This is a genomic window from Spiroplasma endosymbiont of Notiophilus biguttatus (assembly GCF_964030985.1).
Lineage (GTDB): Bacteria > Bacillota_I > Bacilli_A > Mycoplasmatales > VBWQ01 > Spiroplasma_E > Spiroplasma_E ixodetis_A.
Window position 1 is genome coordinate 642921 of sequence record NZ_OZ034993.1, and the last position, 18285, is coordinate 661205.

An 18285-nucleotide genomic window follows, 5' to 3' on the forward strand; every position below is an offset into this window, starting at 1 on the left:
TTTTTACAATAGATAGTTTATTACGACATTTTTTTTCAGATACTATTAGTACTGCTTTAAATATTGATATTGTTAGTGGAATAGAAAATATTATACCTTTATGATTATTTGTTAGAGCAATTAGTTTAATTATTGGTTAGGAGCAGTTTTATGCCTTGATATGGTTATGTGTTATTAATTATAGGTTTAATTATGATTGTTTATCCAATTTGTATAACTATTCGTAATGTTAAAATTTTAAAACGAGTTGGTAGTTATATTATTTCAGCACCCCCAAGAACTGGTAAATCTGCTCTTGCTTGTTGTTTAGCACAAACTCATAAAAAGCGAGTAGTTAGTCCTTTTCCTATTAAATTAAAAAATGGTTATTCTTATTTGGTTAATTATAATGATGTTTTTACTTTTAATCAGTTAGCAAGTAATTATGCTTTTGAAGAACAAGATTTAATAATTTTAGATGAATTAGCATTGAAAATAAATTCTAATGATTTAGGAATACAGTTTAAAAATCAACAAGAAAGTTTAGGCCAATTTTGTAAGTTAATAGCTCATATGTTTAATGGTATTGAACAACACCGTAATAGAATACCAGTACAAGCAAGAGAAAAAGTAGAATATGTTGTTCAAGTTAAAAGAATGCGTGTTTTATTATTTTTTGTTATATTTAATCTTAATTTATATACTAATATTGAGGATTATAATAAAGTAGTGTTTTCACGACGTAGAACAAAGAAAATGATTAAGAAAGGTATTATGCCTCCAAGTTATAGTAGTGAAGTAATGGCTATGACTTTATTTTTTCCTAGACATTGTTTAAAGAGGTATAATTCACGTGCTTTACATTATGTGCATGAACTTAAAAGTGAATTGTCACCTAAGAAATATCTTAAAGAAGCAAGTAGTATTGATATGACTTATAGTGATATTAAATCTGCTGGTTTGGATAAATTAGATAATATTTTACAAAAAAAGAAAAAATAAATGTTAATAAATTATTAACATTTATTTTTAGTAGTTTTATGAAAGAATTAATTGATTTTGTGTTTGATTGTTTATTGATAATTGGTCACTATTAATACTTACAATCTCGCTTGTTAATAATGGAGTTGTTTCAGAAATTTGTTCTTGATTATTACTTTCAACATTAATATCAGAAATATTTGAAACAGCAGTGCCAATTCCATAACCTAATTTAGAACCTAATCAGTATCCAATTAAAGGTGAAGTTATTTCACAAAACATCAATCCAAATATTGCTATTCCTGCTTCTGGTTGATTAAAAACATCTTTATCTGCTTTTGAAATTAAATTATAAAAAAAATAATTTATACCACTTAATGCTGTACTACCACCTAATATTCCGCCTGTATATGTAAAGTATTTTTGAATTTTTTTCTCCTCTCAAAATAAAAAAACTATTATTTTAAAATTAAAATAATGGTTTAAAAACTTATATTAAGTTTATATTTAAATTTTAACATATTTTTTTTAATTAATAAAACATAAAGATAAATAAAAATAGTTATAGTCGCAGTGAACCTACTGCGACTATAATTTGGGTGAGCGATGTAGTGGCGAGGGACGTAGTCCCTATATACTTGATATATCTTATTAATCTGATTATTAAAACTTTGAAAAAGTTATAATATACATTTTTATGTATCAAAAAATATATAGTAAAAGTTTAAATTAAATTAAATTTAATTATATTTAGGGGAAAAAAGACATGAATAATAGTTTAAGTATAGTTACTAATACTACTTCTTCATTTCAAACCAATGAAGAAGTAGTTAATAAACAATCTAAAAAAAAGAAAATGACAAGAATATAAACAAAGACCTTAAATAAAAGAAAAAAAGAAAAAATATGACCAAAAAAGATATCAACTTATTAAAGAAAAACAAAGAGAATTGCAATATGATCATGTTTCTAGTTCAAAACAAATTTTTGATTTAAGTAATTTTAATTGTGATAATGTGTATGATAAACAAGTTATAAAAGATGTATTAAATAATTTAGAATTAGATCAATTAAATTTATTAGATAAAGCTATTGAACAATTGTTAGTTAGTGAAAAAATAGCAGAACAAAATGTTGAATGAAATAACAGTATTGTAGTTACAAGTAACTTAGATAGTGATATTTATGATTATAATTTATCAACTGGACTTACTCCTTAATTAATTTTAATTATTAATAATATTTTTTAAGTTTAAAGTAAGAATTTCTAGTTAAAAAGTAGTAAAAGTTTAAATTAAATTAAATTTAGGGGAAAAAACATGAATAATGAAAATATAATTACTAATACTACTTCTTCATTTCAAACCAATGAAGAAGTAGTTAATAAACAATCTAAAAAAACAAAAAAACGAATATCTCAACAAACATGATATCAAAAAAATAAACAAAAAATTAAAGAATATAAACAAAGACCTGAAGTCAAAGCAAGAAAGAAAAAATATGACCAAAAAAGATATCAACTTATTAAAGAAAAACAACAAAAATATGCTCAAAGACCTGAAATAAAAACACAAAAACAAAACGCTTTTCTCGCCTTGTGTACTATTTTTTAATTTTATCACATAAATGCTGAGAAAAGCGTTAAGAATTTTTAATTAAAAAAAATAATTAGGGAGTATAAGAAAAAATAAAAATGATAAATATTATGACACTTGTTGCAAAATTTTTTATTTTAACTAAATATTAATAAATATTTAAAATTAGTAAACCTAATTCATATACGCTTATTATTGTGAATAATAATCATCAATAAATGGAATTTTTCAAAAAATTTCCGGATGATAAGTATAAGAAATAAGAAATGCTAACAACCCTACACCAATAATAAAGAAAAATATATCTTTAAAATCAATATGATATTGACGAAAACGTGTTCTTTTGCCTTGTGGATCATAACCCCTTGAATCCATAGCGTACGCTAAATCTTCTGCTTTTTGAAATGAAGAAACTAATAAGGGAATAATTAATGATACTAACGATTTAACTTTTTCTTTAAAATGACCATTTTTTAAATCAACACCACGTGATGCCTGCGCTTTTAAAATTCTGCCCGCTTCATCTAATAATGTAGGAATTGAACGAAGAGCAATAGAAATAATCATTGAAATAATATGTACTGGAAATTTAATTAATTTTAGTGGTAGCATTAAATCTTCTAATGCTAATGTTAAATCTAATGGTTGAGTAGTGGTTGTTAAAATTGTCGTAATTAAAATCATTAAATAAATTCTAAGAGCAATATAAATACTAACAAATATAGCTTTATATGATACTTTAATACCGTGCCAACGTCAAATCATTCCAACATTAGGACCATCAGTTAAAAAACAATTAATTATAAACAAAATAAATGCCATAAATAAAATGGGGCGCATTAATTTTAATAACATCATAAAAGGCAATTTAGCACAAAAGAAAATTGTTATGACAGTAAAACCAATAAGAGCATAACCTTCAAAACCAGTATGAAAAAAAAGTGAAGCAATTAAACAAATTAAAACTACTAATTTAATTCTTGGATCTACACGATGAATGATTGAATTTAAAGGTAAATAACGACCAAAACTAACTTTCATTATTTATTACTCCTTACTTTTTATTGCTATTTTTTTTGGATAATATTTTTGATAACTGGTCAATTAATTCTGAATCACTTCTAGCAGTAATTTTTGATGTATCAAATCCTGCTGCTTCTAATTTATATAAAAAACTATAAATTTTTGGTGGCTCAATTCCGGTTTCGGCAATTAATTTTTTATCTCTAAAAATAGTAATTGGATCTGCTTTTTTATAAATCTGTGTATTATGTAATACAATAACTTCATCAGCAACCATTAGTACATGATTCATGTTATGAGTTACTAAAATAATAGTTTTATTTTCTTTATGATTTAAATCATAAAATAAATTAATTAATTCTTTTTCACCATCAGGATCAAGTCCTGCTGTTGGTTCATCTAAAATTAAAGTATGACCTTGTAATGCCAAAATACCAGCAATAGCAACTCTTCGTTTTTGACCACCAGACAAATCAAATGGACTTCTTGATAAATATGTTTCGTCTAATCCAACCAAATTAATATATTTTTTTGCTAACTCTCGTGCTTTATCTTTTTTCTCACCAAAATTAACTGGTCCAAACATAATATCTCGTTCAATAGTTTCTTCAAATAACTGATATTCAGGAAATTGAAAAACTAAGCCAATTTGTTTACGTATTTTTTTAATATCACGAATTTTTTTTTGATTAGCCTTAATAATAAAATCATTAATAGCAACTGAACCTGCCATTGGAACTAATAAACCATTAATATGTTGAATCATAGTTGATTTACCACTACCAGTTTCACCAATAATAGCAACTATTTTTTGTTCAACAATCTCAATAGTAATATCTTTTAATGCTTGATACTGATAAGGGGTTTTTGGAGAATAAGTATAACTTACTTCTTTAAATTTAATTGACATAAACTAGAAATCAGCTCCTCTTCACTTAATGTTTCATTAATATTAATTCCCTTATTTTTTAAACCTAACGATACTTTTAAAACAAAAGGAATATCTAAATGAATACTTTGTAAAAACTCTCATTCTTTTAATATTTCAGATGGAGTTCCATAACGAACTAATTTACCTTTATTCATAACAATAATTTTATCAGCATTAATAATTTCATCCATATCATGAGTAATAGAAATAATAGTTTTATTGCGTTGTTCTTGTAATTTTAGCATAATTTCTTTAACTTCTCGTTTACCTTTTGGATCAAGCATACTAGTTGCCTCATCAAAAATAATAATATCAGGTTCTAAAGCTAAAACTGAAGCAATAGCTACACGTTGTTTTTGACCACCAGATAATCATAGTGGTTCATGATCTAAATATTTTTCCATACCTACTGCCCTAGAAACTTTGTCAATAATTGCTGGCATATCACTGGGTTCAACTAAATGATTTTCCAAGCCAAAAGCAATATCATCACGGACAGTTGAACCTATAAATTGATTATCAGGATTTTGAAAAACGATACCTAAGTGACGACGTAACTGTTTTATGTTTTTATTAGTAATTGTTTCACCAAATAATTGAATTGTACCTTTTTGTTTGTGTAAAACACCAATAATAATTTTTGAAAGTGTTGACTTACCACTACCATTATGACCAATTATAGTAATATATTCACCATGATTAATATCAAAACTAACATTATCAACAGCGTTATTGTATTCTGGTTTATAGCGAAACTCAACATTTTTTAAACTTAATGAAATTTTAGATTTACTCATATTACTTCTAACTCCATTTTAAATATTATGCTAGTAAAATTATAACAGTAATTTTATATATATCAATTTATAATTTATAAAAATTATAAAAAAAGAAAAAAATGAACAATACCTGTTCAAAATTGAAGTAAAATTATTGTTCATTTTCTAATAAAATTTAGTTTATAAATTAAAGTTATATAAATTTCTATTCTATAAAATTAATGTAAAGAAGCACTCGGATTTTTAGAATTTTCTTTTAATAAAGAATCATTTTCTATTACTTCTTCTGTTGACTTCAATAATTTATCACTTCAACTTTTAGACGAGCTGGGTACTGCTGATGAAGTTGAAGGTTGTGGGTCATTATTTGAAACATTATTTTTTGATAATTTTTCTAGCTCTCTTTTAATGTCTTTTAATTCTCGTTTTTTTTCTGCTATTTTTCTTGTTGTTTTGCCATGATTATTATAACAACCACAACGGCATTGGTTAGATAAGTTTACTTTCTTGTCTTCAAATCTGTACAAATTGATTTGGAGGCATTTTCAATCTAATAACTATTCTATCATTGTTTCAATATCTAATAAATTTTTCTAATATTTTATTAAAACTTTCCATACTTTCAAAAGTGCTACCAAACATCATTTTAAAATCTCTTTTAATTCAACGATTTAAACATTCACTAACTTGATTACCTTTAAAACCTGATAGACTTTTTGAATGAATTAGATTAGTACTTGTATTAAAAACTTTACTAACAATTTCGCTTGTATTAGCAGAACCTAAATCTGATTGAATAGTCGTAAAATTACATTGTTTAGCACTCGCTAATTCTATTTGATTAACCACATTTAACACAGTTTTGGCATTTTCACTTTTGTTTATTTTTCAGCCAACAATTGAATTACTGTACATATCAGTAGCAAAAACAACTAATAATTTTCTTTTTTTATCACCAATAATTATATTTTTAAATCATGTGCCATCCATACCAACTTTTTCAAGAAAGTTATTACTTGAAAAATTACGTTTTAATAAATCTTTATTATTTTTTAAATCACTATTTTCTACTACTCTATTTGTTGATTTAGGTTCTAATAATAATTTAATATTATTATCTTTTAATATTTGTTTTATGCTTGTTTTACTGCATTTAAGACCTTTATTTTTTATTTTTAACTCTAATCTTACTTTTTCAAAACTAGTGATATTAATGTACTTTTTTTCATTTTTAATGAGAACTATTTTGTTTATTGCTTGTATCAAATTATCATTAATTTTTGATTGATATTGCTTTTTACCTTTTTTTACTCATAAATAGTATGCTGTTTTGCTAATAGCTATGTAAACAATAATTTTATTTAATTGATGACCTTTTTGCTTATATTTTTCTACTATTAAAAAACACTTATATTTTAATAATTTACTATTTTTTCCCCTTGTTAATTTCTTTTCACAGGCTAATTGCTCCTTTAAAAGTTCTTTTTCAACCTCATCTTTTAAAGCTTGTTTTCTAAGTTTATCAATTTCTTTGTTTAATAGTTTAATTTCAATATCTTTCTTATCGATCCTGTGAGAAGTTTGGGATTTAGAAATTTTGGCGAATGCATTTTCACCTTTAATTTGATATTGGTTAACCCAATTATAAATTAATACTGGAGTTGATAATTTATATTTGACTTGAATTTCATGTATTTTTAGTTTTTTATCAACTAAATACTCATTAACAACGGCTAATTTTGTTTCTTTTGAATAAACTTTATAATTCATAATTTCTCCTTCTGTATTAATTATTTTTAATTAGACTTACTGCATAACGTTTTTAAGTTTTAATGATAAATTATAAAATCCTGCAATTAAATTAAATCTTAAAAATATTCGTTTTCTGGCTTTTCTAAATTTATAACCAATAATCTTAAAACATTTTAAAAATGCAAAAACATGTTCAATTTTTCTACGAGTTTTATTAATAATCTTATTAAAGATTTTGGTTTTATTTGTTTTAGGATTATTTTTGCTAATTTTAATGGGTAAAAATGTATTAGCATGAATTTTTTGTAAACCTTGATAACCTTTATCTGCAAGAATTATAGTTTCTGGTAAAAACTTTAACTTTGAATTCTTAAAAGTTTTAAAATCATGATTTTTACCAATATCAGAAAAAATATTTAAAATTTCATTAGTATTTGCATTAATTACGGTTTGAAACTTAACAGTATGCATTCATTTTTTACCAGAAAATCAATCTTTTTGGTTATATTTTGGTCGTTCTGTTTCTACCTCTGTTACATCAATTATCAAAATTTTATTTTTTAATTCTTCTTTTTAAAAAAATATTTTTATTTGTTAAATTATTAAACTTATTATTCTTTATTAAAATATCTTCAATTGAACGAATATTTCGTAAAGCAGTAGTATCAACCATACCATACTCAGCACCAATACTATGATATGTACGATTTTCATATAAATATCTTAAACTCATTACTAGTCGATCTTCTATTGACATTTTATATGGCCTTCCACCAATAGTAGTTTTGAGTTTTTGATGTTCTAATAAAATATTTAAAATTTCGTTAAAAACGAGTTTATTAATACCCACTATTTTACGAAAATATTGATCAGATTTATCTTTTAATTCAAAATATGTCATAAAGTTTATCCTTAACTATTCAAATTTTATTTTAATAATAACAAAAAAATAAAAAGTTAACTAGTTATGCAGTAAGTCTATTATATTACAGATTGAAAATATTAATTGGTAAACTTAAGTGACTGATGCCAAATCAATTTAGAAAAAAAAGTAATTTAAAAAAAGAAGAAGATAACTTTAATGAAAATAGTTTAAATAAAATGTTAGAATCTAAAATTAATTTTATTGAACTTGCAAAATCAGAAATTAATAAGGAGTCTTTTAATAAAAGTAATATTAAATCATATAATAATCAAGTTTTTTATAGTAATTAAAATAATTATAGTAAATTATTTTTTCTAACTTCAAAGAGAAAGAAAAAAATATAATATAAATACATTTTTTTTGGGTACTAAGTTTTCTAAGATTTTTTATGTTAAAATAATAAAGATTTTATTACTTTACAAGTAATAATAAGTATAAGTAATAATAAAGAAAAAAATGGTGATTTACTTTATGTGAGATCGTAAAATTTTACGAAAAATTAATAAACAAGTTAAGGCAATAATTAGCCTTGATGAAACAATGAGAAAAATTAAAGATGAAAAATTAGCAAATAAAACAGTTGAATTCAGAACCAGATTGGCAGAAGGTGAGACTTTAGATGATATTTTAGTTGAAGCTTTTGCGACAATTAGAGAAGCAGCACGAAGAATTAGTGGATTACATCCATATCCTGTTCAATTAATTGGTGGTATTGTTCTTCATAATGGTGATGTTGCTGAAATGCGAACTGGTGAAGGAAAAACTTTAACTGCTGTGATGCCAATTTATCTAAATGCTTTAAGTAGTAAAGGTGTTCATGTTATTACTGTTAATGAATATTTAGCAGCAAGAGATGCTGAATTAAATCGACCAATTTTAGAATTTTTGGGAATTACTATTGGCGTTAGTCTTCGTGATCATTCTACTATTCAAAAACGTGAAGCGTATTTAAAAGATGTTACATATACAACTAATTCAGAATTAGGCTTTGATTATTTGCGTGATAATATGGTTAAGGTTTATCCAGAAAAAGTTCAACGTCAGCTTAATTATGCTATCATTGATGAGGCGGACTCTGTTTTAATTGATGAATCAAGAACACCTTTAATTATTTCTGGTGGTTCAAAAAATCGTACTCCTTTATATCAAGCATCAGATGTTTTTGCGAAAACTTTAATACCTGAAGATTATAAAATTGATTGAGAATCACGTCAAATTGCATTAACAGTAACGGGTGTTAATAAAGCTCAAAAACAGTTTAATTTAAAAAATTTATTTGACATTGATAACTCAGAATTATTTCATCATATTCAAAATGCACTTCGTGCTAATCATGTTTTCAAATTAGATGTAGAGTATGTTGTTAAAGATGGTGAAATTGTGCTAGTTGATCAATTTACTGGTAGATTAATGCCTGGTAGAGTCTATAGTGATGGACTTCATCAAGCTTTACAGGCTAAAGAAAATGTTACAATTCAACAAGAAACAACAACAGTAGCTACTATTACTTATCAAAACTTTTTCCGTTTATATAATAAATTAAGTGGTATGACAGGAACTGCTAAAACCGAAGAAGAAGAATTTGTAAAAATTTATAATATGAGAGTAATTAAGATTCCTACTAATAAACCAATTATTCGAGAAGATAAACCCGATCATGTTTTTGCTTCATTAAATGCTAAATTTAAATCTTTAATTGCAGAAGTTAAAGAACGACATACTAAAGGACAACCAATTTTGATTGGTACTGCTAATGTTGATGTATCAGAACGAATTGCTAATATGTTAACTTTGGAAGGAATTAAGTATGAAATTTTAAATGCTAAAAATCATGCTCGTGAAGCTGATATTATTGCTAGAGCTGGTGAAAAAGGATCAATTACTTTAGCAACTAATATGGCAGGACGTGGAACTGATATTAAACTTGGTAAGGATGTTATTGAACTTGGTGGACTTGCTGTATTAGGTACTGAAAGAAATGAAGCACGAAGAATTGATAATCAATTACGTGGAAGAGCTGGAAGACAAGGTGATCCTGGATTTTCACGATTTTATGTTTCGATTGAAGATGATTTGATGTTACGTTTTGGTGGTGAAAAATTAAAAAAAGCTTTTGCAAGTTTAGGTGAAGACTATGTTAGATCAAAAATGTTAACTAGATCAATTACCAGAGCACAACAAAAAATTGAAGGTATGAATTTTGATGCACGAAAAAACTTATTAGATTATGATAATGTTATTGCTCAGCATCGTGAAGCGACATATCATCAACGTGATAATATTTTACTTGCTGATGATTTATTAGATTTAATCAAAAATATGCACAGAACAGTTGCGCGTGATTTACTAAATATTTTTAATAAAGTTGTTGGTAGAGAACAGTTTATTGATTATGATGAATTAGTTAAAGGTATTGAAAATAAATTAATTAAACCTAATGATTTAATAGCAGAAAAGTTAAATCGATTAAGTATTGAAGAAAATATTGATTTAATTGTTGAAAAATCTTATAATTTTTTTCTTGAAAAAAGAGAAAAATTAAATGATGTTATTATAAAACAAATTGAAAATAGTGTTATTTTACAAACTTTTGATCAATATTGAACTAATCATATTGATGCTTTAAGCAAACTGCGTGCAGGAATTCATTTGCGTGGTTATGCACAGTTAAATCCTTTACAAGCTTATATTGAGGAAGCTTCAAAATTGTTTAATCGTATGAAAATCAATGTTGCTCATCAAGTTATTATTATGTTACATAGCATTGATCCAGAACAACATCAGGTTCGTGGTGGTCAAGATGTATTGGATACAGTATTAGCAAGTAATGTTGAAACTAAAACTAAAATTGGATAATTAATCTTTATTTAAAAAACTAAGTATTAAAATACTTAGTTTTTTAAATATTTTTTTTATTCTATTTGGTTTTTTCTTTATGTTTTCATGACTTTTTTTTAAATATGTTTTTATTTTTTTTACTGTCATAAGTTGCTGAAGTCGTTCAATGGGGGAAATTATTACCTTTAGTAACAGCATTATTATTATTCATGGGTACTAAATTTTTAATATAATTAGTTCCATCTGCTGTGGTGGGGTGTTCATAAACAATAGTTCAATTTAAACTTTCAATTGGATCATTAAGTTTAGGTTGTGAAATAAAATTATGTCAAAACATTAAGGCACCCGCATAATCTCGACGGTATAATTGTGGATTAAAATTATTGATAATTTCTCCTTTATTTCATACTTCTTCAATTTGTTGTGGCGTTCATATTGCTTGTTCATCATCATTATTATTTGTTGAAGAAGTTATGTTTTGATTAATTTCATTTTGCGAATATAGTGCTTTTGCTTCTAGTGACATATATTTCTTTTTTCTATTTTTTTTAATAAAGCATATACAAGAAATTATTAAAACTATAGAATAAAAAAATTCTAATCCTCATGGAATAATGAAAAATAGTTTTTTCCGAATAGTTATCGTAGAAGCAAATTTATAAAAAGCAACATATCCACTAAAGGAAAAAAATAAAATTGATCCAATAATAAAAAATAATGATATTCATAACGGCATTGGTTAGATAAGTTTACTTTCTTGTCTTCAAATCTGTACAAATTGATTTGGAGGCATTTTCAATCTAATAACTATTCTATCATTGTTTCAATATCTAACAAATTTTTCTAATATTTTATTAAAACTTTCCATACTTTCAAAAGTGCTACCAAACATCATTTTAAAATCTCTTTTAATTCAACGATTTAAACATTCACTAACTTGATTACCTTTAAAACCTGATAGACTTTTTGAGTGAATTAGATTAGTACTTGTATTAAAAACTTTACTAACAATTTCGCTTGTATTAGCAAAACCTAAATCTGATTGAATAGTCGTAAAATTACATTGTTTAGCACTCGCTAATTCTATTTGATTAACCACATTTAACACAGTTTTGGCATTTTCACTTTTGTTTATTTTTCAGCCAACAATTGATTTACTGTACATATCAGTAGCAAAAACAACTAATAATTTTGTTTTTTTATCACCAATAATTATATTTTTAAATCATGTGCCATCCATACCAACTTTTTCAAGAAAGTTATTACTTGAAAAATTACGTTTTAATAAATCTTTATTATTTTTTAAATCACTATTTTCTACTACTCTATTTGTTGATTTAGGTTCTAATAATAATTTAATATTATTATCTTTTAATATTTGTTTTATGCTTGTTTTACTGCATTTAAGACCTTTATTTTTTATTTTTAACTCTAATCTTACTTTTTCAAAACTAGTGATATTAATGTACTTTTTTTCATTTTTAATGAGAACTATTTTGTTTATTGCTTGTATCAAATTATCATTAATTTTTGATTGATATTGCTTTTTACCTTTTTTTACTCATAAATAGTATGCTGTTTTGCTAATAGCTATGTAAACAATAATTTTATTTAATTGATGACCTTTTTGCTTATATTTTTCTACTATTAAAAAACACTTATATTTTAATAATTTACTATTTTTTCCCCTTGTTAATTTCTTTTCACAGGCTAATTGCTCCTTTAAAAGTTCTTTTTCAACCTCATCTTTTAAAGCTTGTTTTCTAAGTTTATCAATTTCTTTGTTTAATAGTTTAATTTCAATATCTTTCTTATCGATCCTGTGAGAAGTTTGGGATTTAGAAATTTTGGTGAATGCATTTTCACCTTTAATTTGATATTGGTTAACCCAATTATAAATTAATACTGGAGTTGATAATTTATATTTGACTTGAATTTCATGTATTTTTAGTTTTTTATCAACTAAATACTCATTAACAACGGCTAATTTTGTTTCTTTTGAATAAACTTTATAATTCATAATTTCTCCTTCTGTATTAATTATTTTTAATTATATTACAGATTGAAAATATTAATTGGTAAACTTAAGTGACTGATGCCAAGTAATAGCATATACTGATGGTAGTTTTAAAGAAGAAATTAGTCAATTTTCCTATGGACTTGTTTTCTTAAATAATGGCAAAAAAGATATATTTTATGAAAAATTTGATGATGAAAATTGAGCAAAATTAAGAAATGTTGCTGGAGAAATAATGGGCGCACAAAAGGCAATGCAGTTAGCTTTGGAAAATAATATAAAATCAATTTTAATTTGTCACGATTATGTTGGAATTAGTAAATGATGTACTGGTGAATGAAAAACTACTAAAGTAGAAACAAAGGCATATAAAGCATTTTATGATAAAATAGCAAAAGATGTTAAAGTTTATTTTAAATGAGTTAAAGGTCATAGCGGTAATATATATAATGATGAAGCAGATGCTCTTGCTTGAAAAGCATTTAATTTAAAAAAAATATCTAAACCAATAATTTAAATATTAAAAAGGTGGTAAATAACATGATTAATAAAAAAATAATATTAGCAACTTGTTTAGGAAATATTATTGTAGGTAGTTTGTTTACTCTTTATCATTTATATCAAAAAAGAGAACAAAATCTTTTTGAATTTGATATTACTTCAGCTGTAACAATGCTTTCAGGATGTTTTACTGGTGCTCTCTTTGACTTTATTTCAGGTCTTTTTTGTTGTTTAAATGTTGAAGAAGATAATGGTCATTATAGAGAATTTTTTGAAAATCAGCAAATAATTGATAACTCTCATTCTCTTTAATCTTCAAACGAATTTGCGCCTTTATTGCAAGAATATATTATTGAAATTAATGATGAACAATTCATTCCTAATAATAATGCAGATCTTGTTTTTAATCCTCGTTTAGTTTATTAAATATAATAAAAATTATTCAAAAAATTTAATACCTTGATCATTAATAACTTTATTAATATCAATTTTATTATTAAGCATATCTTTAATTTTTAAATCAATAGTATTAGCACAATATAAATTAATAATTTCTCTAGTTTTATTATCGTTTAATTGAGTTGGAAAAAAACGACTTTCAGCTTGTTCATTTTCGGTTGGGTTTAATTCACGATCTAGAAAAATCATAACATCACCTTGATCTAATGTGATACCAACATTAGTAGATTTAATATTACATAAAATAATTTTAACTTTTTTACTTTGAAAATCACTAATAGCTTTAAGCCTTTGTTCATGATTTACTTTACCAGTAATTAATTGATGATTTAATTTATGTTTATATAAAATATTACTTAAAATATTAATTCCTTTATCACTAAAACCACTATAAATAATAATTGAATCATTTTCATTATCATGTAAGTAGTCTAGTAGTCAATTAAATTTTGCACCTAATTCTTTCATTCCCTCATTAATAGGTGTTGAACAAATAGTTCTTAATTTGGTAAATATTTGTAAAAAAGTTATTTTAGATTTTTTATTATAAAATAATTCTTGTTTCATAGTTTCAAGAGTATCATAATAAATTGCAGCTTGTGCCTTAGGCATAGTTAAAATTAAATCATTTTTAATAATTTTTGGCATTTCATTACGCACATCAATTTGTTTACGCATAATTGATATTTTTTTAACTAAATAATCAAATTCTGCTGCTAGTTGTGGTTTAACATTTGGTTTTGGTATATTAATAGTTACAAAATTGGTAATACGTTTTCTAATTATTCCAAAATAACGAGCAACAAAATCTCAATAATCAATATTTTTATATAGTTTATTATCAATAATTTTTAATATACCAAAAATATCACTAGAATGATTATTAGCAGGAGTACCAGTTAAACAATAAACTGATGATATTTTATTTGCAACTTCCAAAATTGTTGAACTTTGTGCAGTTTTGTAGTTTCTTAAAAAATGTGCTTCATCAATAACTAATGTAAAATCAAATTTAGTTAATAATTTATTTTTTATATCATTTTTAAAAGTGTTTTTAGAAACTACTAAAATACAATTATTACTATTTTTAAATTGATTATATTTTTCTGTTCGCACTTTAGTAATATCATCTTTAATAGTAATACAATTATAGGTAGTTCATTTTTTAATTTCAGGAACCCATGTTAATAAAATAGTTGACTTAGGAACAACAAATAATATTTTATTAGTTTTCATTTCTGATAATGCTGTTAAAATAGTTGGTGTTTTACCAGTACGCATTTCATTAAATAAGCCAAATCTTTTATTTTCTTTTAAAATTGCAACATCAACACGTTGATAATGTCTTAATTTAGTATTACCTGGATAATCGTTTAAGTTTTTTTCTTGTTGGATTTTTTTTCATGATATTAGTGATTGTTCATATATTTGTTTTAATTTATCATTATTATTTGTATATTTAAGTAGTACTTCAAGAGCAAAAGGAGTATTAAATATTTTAAATTCATTAGTATTATTGATATCAATAATACCTAGTGCATTTAAAATTTCTTTTTTATTTTTTTTCACTTTAATTGTAATATGTTCATTATTAAGACTTATGATTTCTAACATTAGTAACCTACTTTAGTGTTTGTATATGATATTAAATATTATAATAAAATTAATATAAATTAAAAAATAAATTATTTTTGTTAGTAAATATTAGATTATTAATAATTTAATTTTTTTTAAAATTATAAGTTATTGAATTCTATTTAGAACCTGTTTAGAATCTTTAATAAAATTGAAATAAAGGAAAGAACAACCATTTGTAAACTAGTATTTAATTTCGGAATTTTACGCTTATTGGTTAACACTTAATTCTTAATAAATAATTTAATTATGATATTTTTAAATGTGATTTTTTCTTTACGGTTATTATATTTAAAACAAAATTCATTTAAATAAGATTGGAGTCATTTTTTTGAAACTCAATGAAATTGGCCGATAAAACCTCTTTTTAATATTGCTCAAAAACTTTCTATTGTATTTGTATGAATACCATTATAAGAAAAATATTTTTTGTGATTAACTTGTTCATGTGGTAAAATTTTACGGAATTTTACGTTTATTGGCAATAACTTATATACATTATTATTTCTGAAAACTTTAATTAGATATTAGTAAAATAAAATCTAATTAAAGGTGATTGAAAATGAATATTTTAGACATAATAAATAAATTTCCAAACCAAGAATCTTGTATAAAATTTTTAGAAGAAATAAGATGAAATAACAAACCAAAATGTCTTTTTTGTTTTAGTGAAAAAGTTAACTCTGTTTTAAAAGAGTCGCGTTATAAATGCAAAAAATGTCATAAGTCTTTTAGTGTAACTGCTCAAACTATTTTTCATCATACACGTGTACCACTTCAAAAGTGATTTATTTTAATAGTATTAATGGCTAATGCTAAAAAAAGTTTATCATCATCTCAAGCTTCAAGAGACTTAAATTTACGTTTAGCAACTGTATGAAAAATGATGCATAAAATTAGAAAGGCAATGGCTAATGATGAGATTAAATTATTAGCAAAAATATTAGAGATGGATGAAACATATGTGGGTGGAAAACCGCGTAAATATAATGATGTTGATAATAAAAATAACTCATTACGTGGTAGAGGAACTAGTAAAGAGTGTGTTGTTGGCATTATTGAACGAAATGGTAATGTTAAATTATTTCATGCAAAAAATAAAAGTATTAAATCTTCAGATTTAATACTTTTATTTTCGGAATTTTACGTTTAATTTTCTTTCACAATTTTTTCATAATCTTTTACATTTTTCTAATCAAGCAAAACTTCGCTCTACAACTCATCTTTTTGGTAATACTACAAAAGAATGTAATTCATTACGTTTTACAACTTCAACATTCGCATTTATAATTGTTTTGATTGCAGAAGCAAATTTTTCACCAGTATAACCAGCATCTACTATTATTTTTTGAACTGTAGAAAGATTTTCTTTTTCATTTTGAATTATTATTATAGCACTATTACGATCTGTTTTTTCTGGTGAAGTTACGTAAATTGCATGTGGTAAACCTTGAGAATCAACAGCAATATGACGTTTTATTCCTGAAATCTTTTTACCAGCATCATAACCTTTGTTTTTAGTAGTATCTGTATTTTTAACACTTTGTGAATCAATTATACAAAAACTGGTTTTTTCTTTTCGATGATTATTGATACGAACTTTTCTAACTAATTTTTTTTAAAATTAATTGTCATATGTTAGGTTCTTTACCATTATTTTTACTTCAAATTTGAAAATAATAATATACAGTTTGTCATTTTGGAAAATTTTTTGGTAACATTCTTCATTGACAACCACTTTTTAATACATATAAAACTGCACAAAATACTTCATATAAATCTAAATTTCTTGGTTTTGTTTTCTTTTTGACATTTTCTAAAATTAATCTTATGTTCTCAAATTGTTTTTTAGTGACATGACTTGGATAATTTTTATGGATATATACCTCTTATTTTAAAATAGACTTACTGCATAACGTTTTTAAGTTTTAATGATAAATTATAAAATCCTGCAATTAAATTAAATCTTAAAAATATTCGTTTTCTGGCTTTTCTAAATTTATAACCAATAATCTTAAAACATTTTAAAAATGCAAAAACATGTTCAATTTTTCTACGAGTTTTATTAATAATCTTATTAAAGATTTTGGTTTTATTTGTTTTAGGATTATTTTTGCTAATTTTAATGGGTAAAAATGTATTAGCATGAATTTTTTGTAAACCTTGATAACCTTTATCTGCAAGAATTATAGTTTCTGGTAAAAACTTTAACTTTGAATTCTTAAAAGTTTTAAAATTATGATTTTTACCAATATCAGAAAAAATATTTAAAATTTCATTAGTATTTGCATTAATTACGGTTTGAAACTTAACAGTATGCATTCATTTTTTACCAGAAAATCAATCTTTTTGGTTATATTTTGGTCGTTCTGTTTCTACCTCTGTTACATCAATTATCAAAATTTTATTTTTTAATTCTTCTTTTTAAAAAAATATTTTTATTTGTTAAATTATTAAACTTATTATTCTTTATTAAAATATCTTCAATTGAACGAATATTTCGTAAAGCAGTAGTATCAACCATACCATACTCAGCACCAATACTATGATATGTACGATTTTCATATAAATATCTTAAACTCATTACTAGTCGATCTTCTATTGACATTTTATATGGCCTTCCACCAATAGTAGTTTTGAGTTTTTGATGTTCTAATAAAATATTTAAAATTTCGTTAAAAACGAGTTTATTAATACCCACTATTTTACGAAAATATTGATCAGATTTATCTTTTAATTCAAAATATGTCATAAAGTTTATCCTTAACTATTCAAATTTTATTTTAATAATAACAAAAAAATAAAAAGTTAACTAGTTATGCAGTAAGTCTAATTACAAACAACATATATGATAAAAAAATGAAAAGAAA

23 protein-coding genes are annotated in these 18285 nt (G+C 24.1%); 8 read left to right on the top strand and 15 right to left on the bottom strand.

Features of this window, described 5'->3' with window-relative positions; translation table 4 throughout:
• Nucleotides 1-150 precede the first annotated feature (150 nt).
• Nucleotides 151-981, top strand: coding sequence for a hypothetical protein (locus tag AAHM85_RS03880; RefSeq protein WP_342261060.1), 831 nt, complete (start codon nt 151-153; stop codon nt 979-981).
• A gap of 36 nt (nt 982-1017) precedes the next feature.
• On the opposite strand, the gene AAHM85_RS03885 is transcribed toward AAHM85_RS03880, so the two are convergent.
• Entirely contained in the window at nt 1018-1245 is a 228-nt protein-coding gene (locus AAHM85_RS03885; RefSeq protein WP_342261061.1) for a hypothetical protein, read from the bottom strand.
• A gap of 665 nt (nt 1246-1910) precedes the next feature.
• Here AAHM85_RS03885 and AAHM85_RS03890 point away from each other — a divergent pair.
• Both AAHM85_RS03890 and AAHM85_RS03895 read left to right on the top strand, forming a co-directional pair.
• Nucleotides 1911-2180: a hypothetical protein gene (locus AAHM85_RS03890; RefSeq protein WP_342261062.1), complete on the top strand. Its 270-nt coding sequence runs from the start codon at nt 1911-1913 to the stop codon at nt 2178-2180.
• A gap of 99 nt (nt 2181-2279) precedes the next feature.
• Nucleotides 2280-2573, top strand: a complete 294-nt coding sequence (locus tag AAHM85_RS03895) for a hypothetical protein (protein WP_342261063.1) — start codon at nt 2280-2282, stop codon at nt 2571-2573.
• A 174-nt stretch (nt 2574-2747) separates the two neighbouring features.
• On the opposite strand, the gene AAHM85_RS03900 is transcribed toward AAHM85_RS03895, so the two are convergent.
• From AAHM85_RS03900 to AAHM85_RS03930, 7 genes are all read right to left on the bottom strand, one after another.
• Nucleotides 2748-3596 (bottom strand): energy-coupling factor transporter transmembrane component T, encoded by an 849-nt coding sequence (locus AAHM85_RS03900; protein ID WP_342261064.1) that lies wholly within the window; start codon nt 3594-3596, stop codon nt 2748-2750.
• Nucleotides 3597-3609: 13 nt separating this feature from the next.
• Nucleotides 3610-4488, bottom strand: a complete 879-nt coding sequence (locus AAHM85_RS03905) for an energy-coupling factor transporter ATPase (protein WP_342261065.1) — start codon at nt 4486-4488, stop codon at nt 3610-3612.
• The gene (locus AAHM85_RS03910; RefSeq protein WP_342261066.1) at nt 4464-5306 is read right to left on the bottom strand and encodes an energy-coupling factor transporter ATPase; all 843 of its coding nucleotides are present in this window, start codon (nt 5304-5306) and stop codon (nt 4464-4466) included. The genes AAHM85_RS03905 and AAHM85_RS03910 overlap by 25 nt, the downstream gene beginning before the upstream one ends.
• Before the next feature lie 200 nt (nt 5307-5506).
• Nucleotides 5507-5815 (bottom strand): hypothetical protein, encoded by a 309-nt coding sequence (locus AAHM85_RS03915; protein ID WP_342261067.1) that lies wholly within the window; start codon nt 5813-5815, stop codon nt 5507-5509.
• Nucleotides 5778-7058, bottom strand: a complete 1281-nt coding sequence (locus AAHM85_RS03920) for an IS3 family transposase (protein WP_342261068.1) — start codon at nt 7056-7058, stop codon at nt 5778-5780. Before AAHM85_RS03920 ends, AAHM85_RS03915 begins: the two co-directional genes overlap by 38 nt.
• Nucleotides 7059-7094: 36 nt before the next feature.
• A complete protein-coding gene (locus AAHM85_RS03925) occupies nt 7095-7589 on the bottom strand; it encodes a transposase family protein (RefSeq protein WP_342260487.1) in 495 nt (164 codons plus the stop codon).
• A gap of 4 nt (nt 7590-7593) precedes the next feature.
• Complete coding sequence (locus tag AAHM85_RS03930; protein ID WP_342260488.1) at nt 7594-7941, bottom strand: transposase family protein; 348 nt, start codon at nt 7939-7941, stop codon at nt 7594-7596.
• Between the two features lie 125 nt (nt 7942-8066).
• On the opposite strand from AAHM85_RS03930, the gene AAHM85_RS03935 reads away from it, so the two are divergent.
• The gene (locus AAHM85_RS03935; RefSeq protein WP_342261069.1) at nt 8067-8255 is read left to right on the top strand and encodes a hypothetical protein; all 189 of its coding nucleotides are present in this window, start codon (nt 8067-8069) and stop codon (nt 8253-8255) included.
• 181 nt (nt 8256-8436) lie between these two features.
• On the top strand, nt 8437-10821 hold the full coding sequence (gene secA / locus AAHM85_RS03940) for a preprotein translocase subunit SecA (RefSeq protein ID WP_342261070.1): 2385 nt from the start codon (nt 8437-8439) through the stop codon (nt 10819-10821).
• A gap of 61 nt (nt 10822-10882) precedes the next feature.
• On the opposite strand, the gene AAHM85_RS03945 is transcribed toward secA, so the two are convergent.
• Both AAHM85_RS03945 and AAHM85_RS03950 read right to left on the bottom strand, forming a co-directional pair.
• Nucleotides 10883-11329: a hypothetical protein gene (locus AAHM85_RS03945; protein WP_342261071.1), complete on the bottom strand. Its 447-nt coding sequence runs from the start codon at nt 11327-11329 to the stop codon at nt 10883-10885.
• Between the two features lie 213 nt (nt 11330-11542).
• Nucleotides 11543-12823, bottom strand: coding sequence for an IS3 family transposase (locus AAHM85_RS03950; protein ID WP_342260794.1), 1281 nt, complete (start codon nt 12821-12823; stop codon nt 11543-11545).
• Nucleotides 12824-12878: 55 nt separating this feature from the next.
• On the opposite strand from AAHM85_RS03950, the gene AAHM85_RS03955 reads away from it, so the two are divergent.
• On the top strand, nt 12879-13337 hold the full coding sequence (locus tag AAHM85_RS03955; RefSeq protein ID WP_342261072.1) for an RNase H family protein: 459 nt from the start codon (nt 12879-12881) through the stop codon (nt 13335-13337).
• A 23-nt stretch (nt 13338-13360) separates the two neighbouring features.
• Nucleotides 13361-13633, top strand: coding sequence for a hypothetical protein (locus AAHM85_RS03960; RefSeq protein ID WP_342261073.1), 273 nt, complete (start codon nt 13361-13363; stop codon nt 13631-13633).
• 126 nt (nt 13634-13759) lie between these two features.
• Here AAHM85_RS03960 and AAHM85_RS03965 read toward each other — a convergent pair whose 3' ends face one another.
• Nucleotides 13760-15394, bottom strand: a complete 1635-nt coding sequence (locus tag AAHM85_RS03965) for a DEAD/DEAH box helicase (protein ID WP_342261074.1) — start codon at nt 15392-15394, stop codon at nt 13760-13762.
• Between the two features lie 245 nt (nt 15395-15639).
• Nucleotides 15640-15900, bottom strand: a complete 261-nt coding sequence (locus AAHM85_RS03970) for a transposase (protein ID WP_342261075.1) — start codon at nt 15898-15900, stop codon at nt 15640-15642.
• Between the two features lie 77 nt (nt 15901-15977).
• Between AAHM85_RS03970 and AAHM85_RS03975 the strand changes: the two genes are divergently transcribed.
• Nucleotides 15978-16568 (top strand): IS1595 family transposase, encoded by a 591-nt coding sequence (locus tag AAHM85_RS03975; RefSeq protein WP_342261076.1) that lies wholly within the window; start codon nt 15978-15980, stop codon nt 16566-16568.
• Here AAHM85_RS03975 and AAHM85_RS03980 read toward each other — a convergent pair.
• The 3 genes from AAHM85_RS03980 to AAHM85_RS03990 all read right to left on the bottom strand — a co-directional run bounded on the left by AAHM85_RS03980 (nt 16545) and on the right by AAHM85_RS03990 (nt 18167).
• Nucleotides 16545-17295 (bottom strand): IS5 family transposase gene (locus AAHM85_RS03980; RefSeq protein WP_425289726.1). Its coding sequence is split into 2 segments (ribosomal slippage): nt 16545-17024 and nt 17026-17295, totalling 750 coding nucleotides; the frame shifts between segments, so codons are not numbered across the junction. The two genes, AAHM85_RS03975 and AAHM85_RS03980, sit on opposite strands and share 24 nt — an antisense overlap.
• 25 nt (nt 17296-17320) lie before the next feature.
• Nucleotides 17321-17815: a transposase family protein gene (locus AAHM85_RS03985; RefSeq protein WP_342261077.1), complete on the bottom strand. Its 495-nt coding sequence runs from the start codon at nt 17813-17815 to the stop codon at nt 17321-17323.
• Between the two features lie 4 nt (nt 17816-17819).
• Nucleotides 17820-18167, bottom strand: coding sequence for a transposase family protein (locus AAHM85_RS03990; RefSeq protein ID WP_342260488.1), 348 nt, complete (start codon nt 18165-18167; stop codon nt 17820-17822).
• Between the last annotated feature and the right edge of the window lie 118 nt (nt 18168-18285).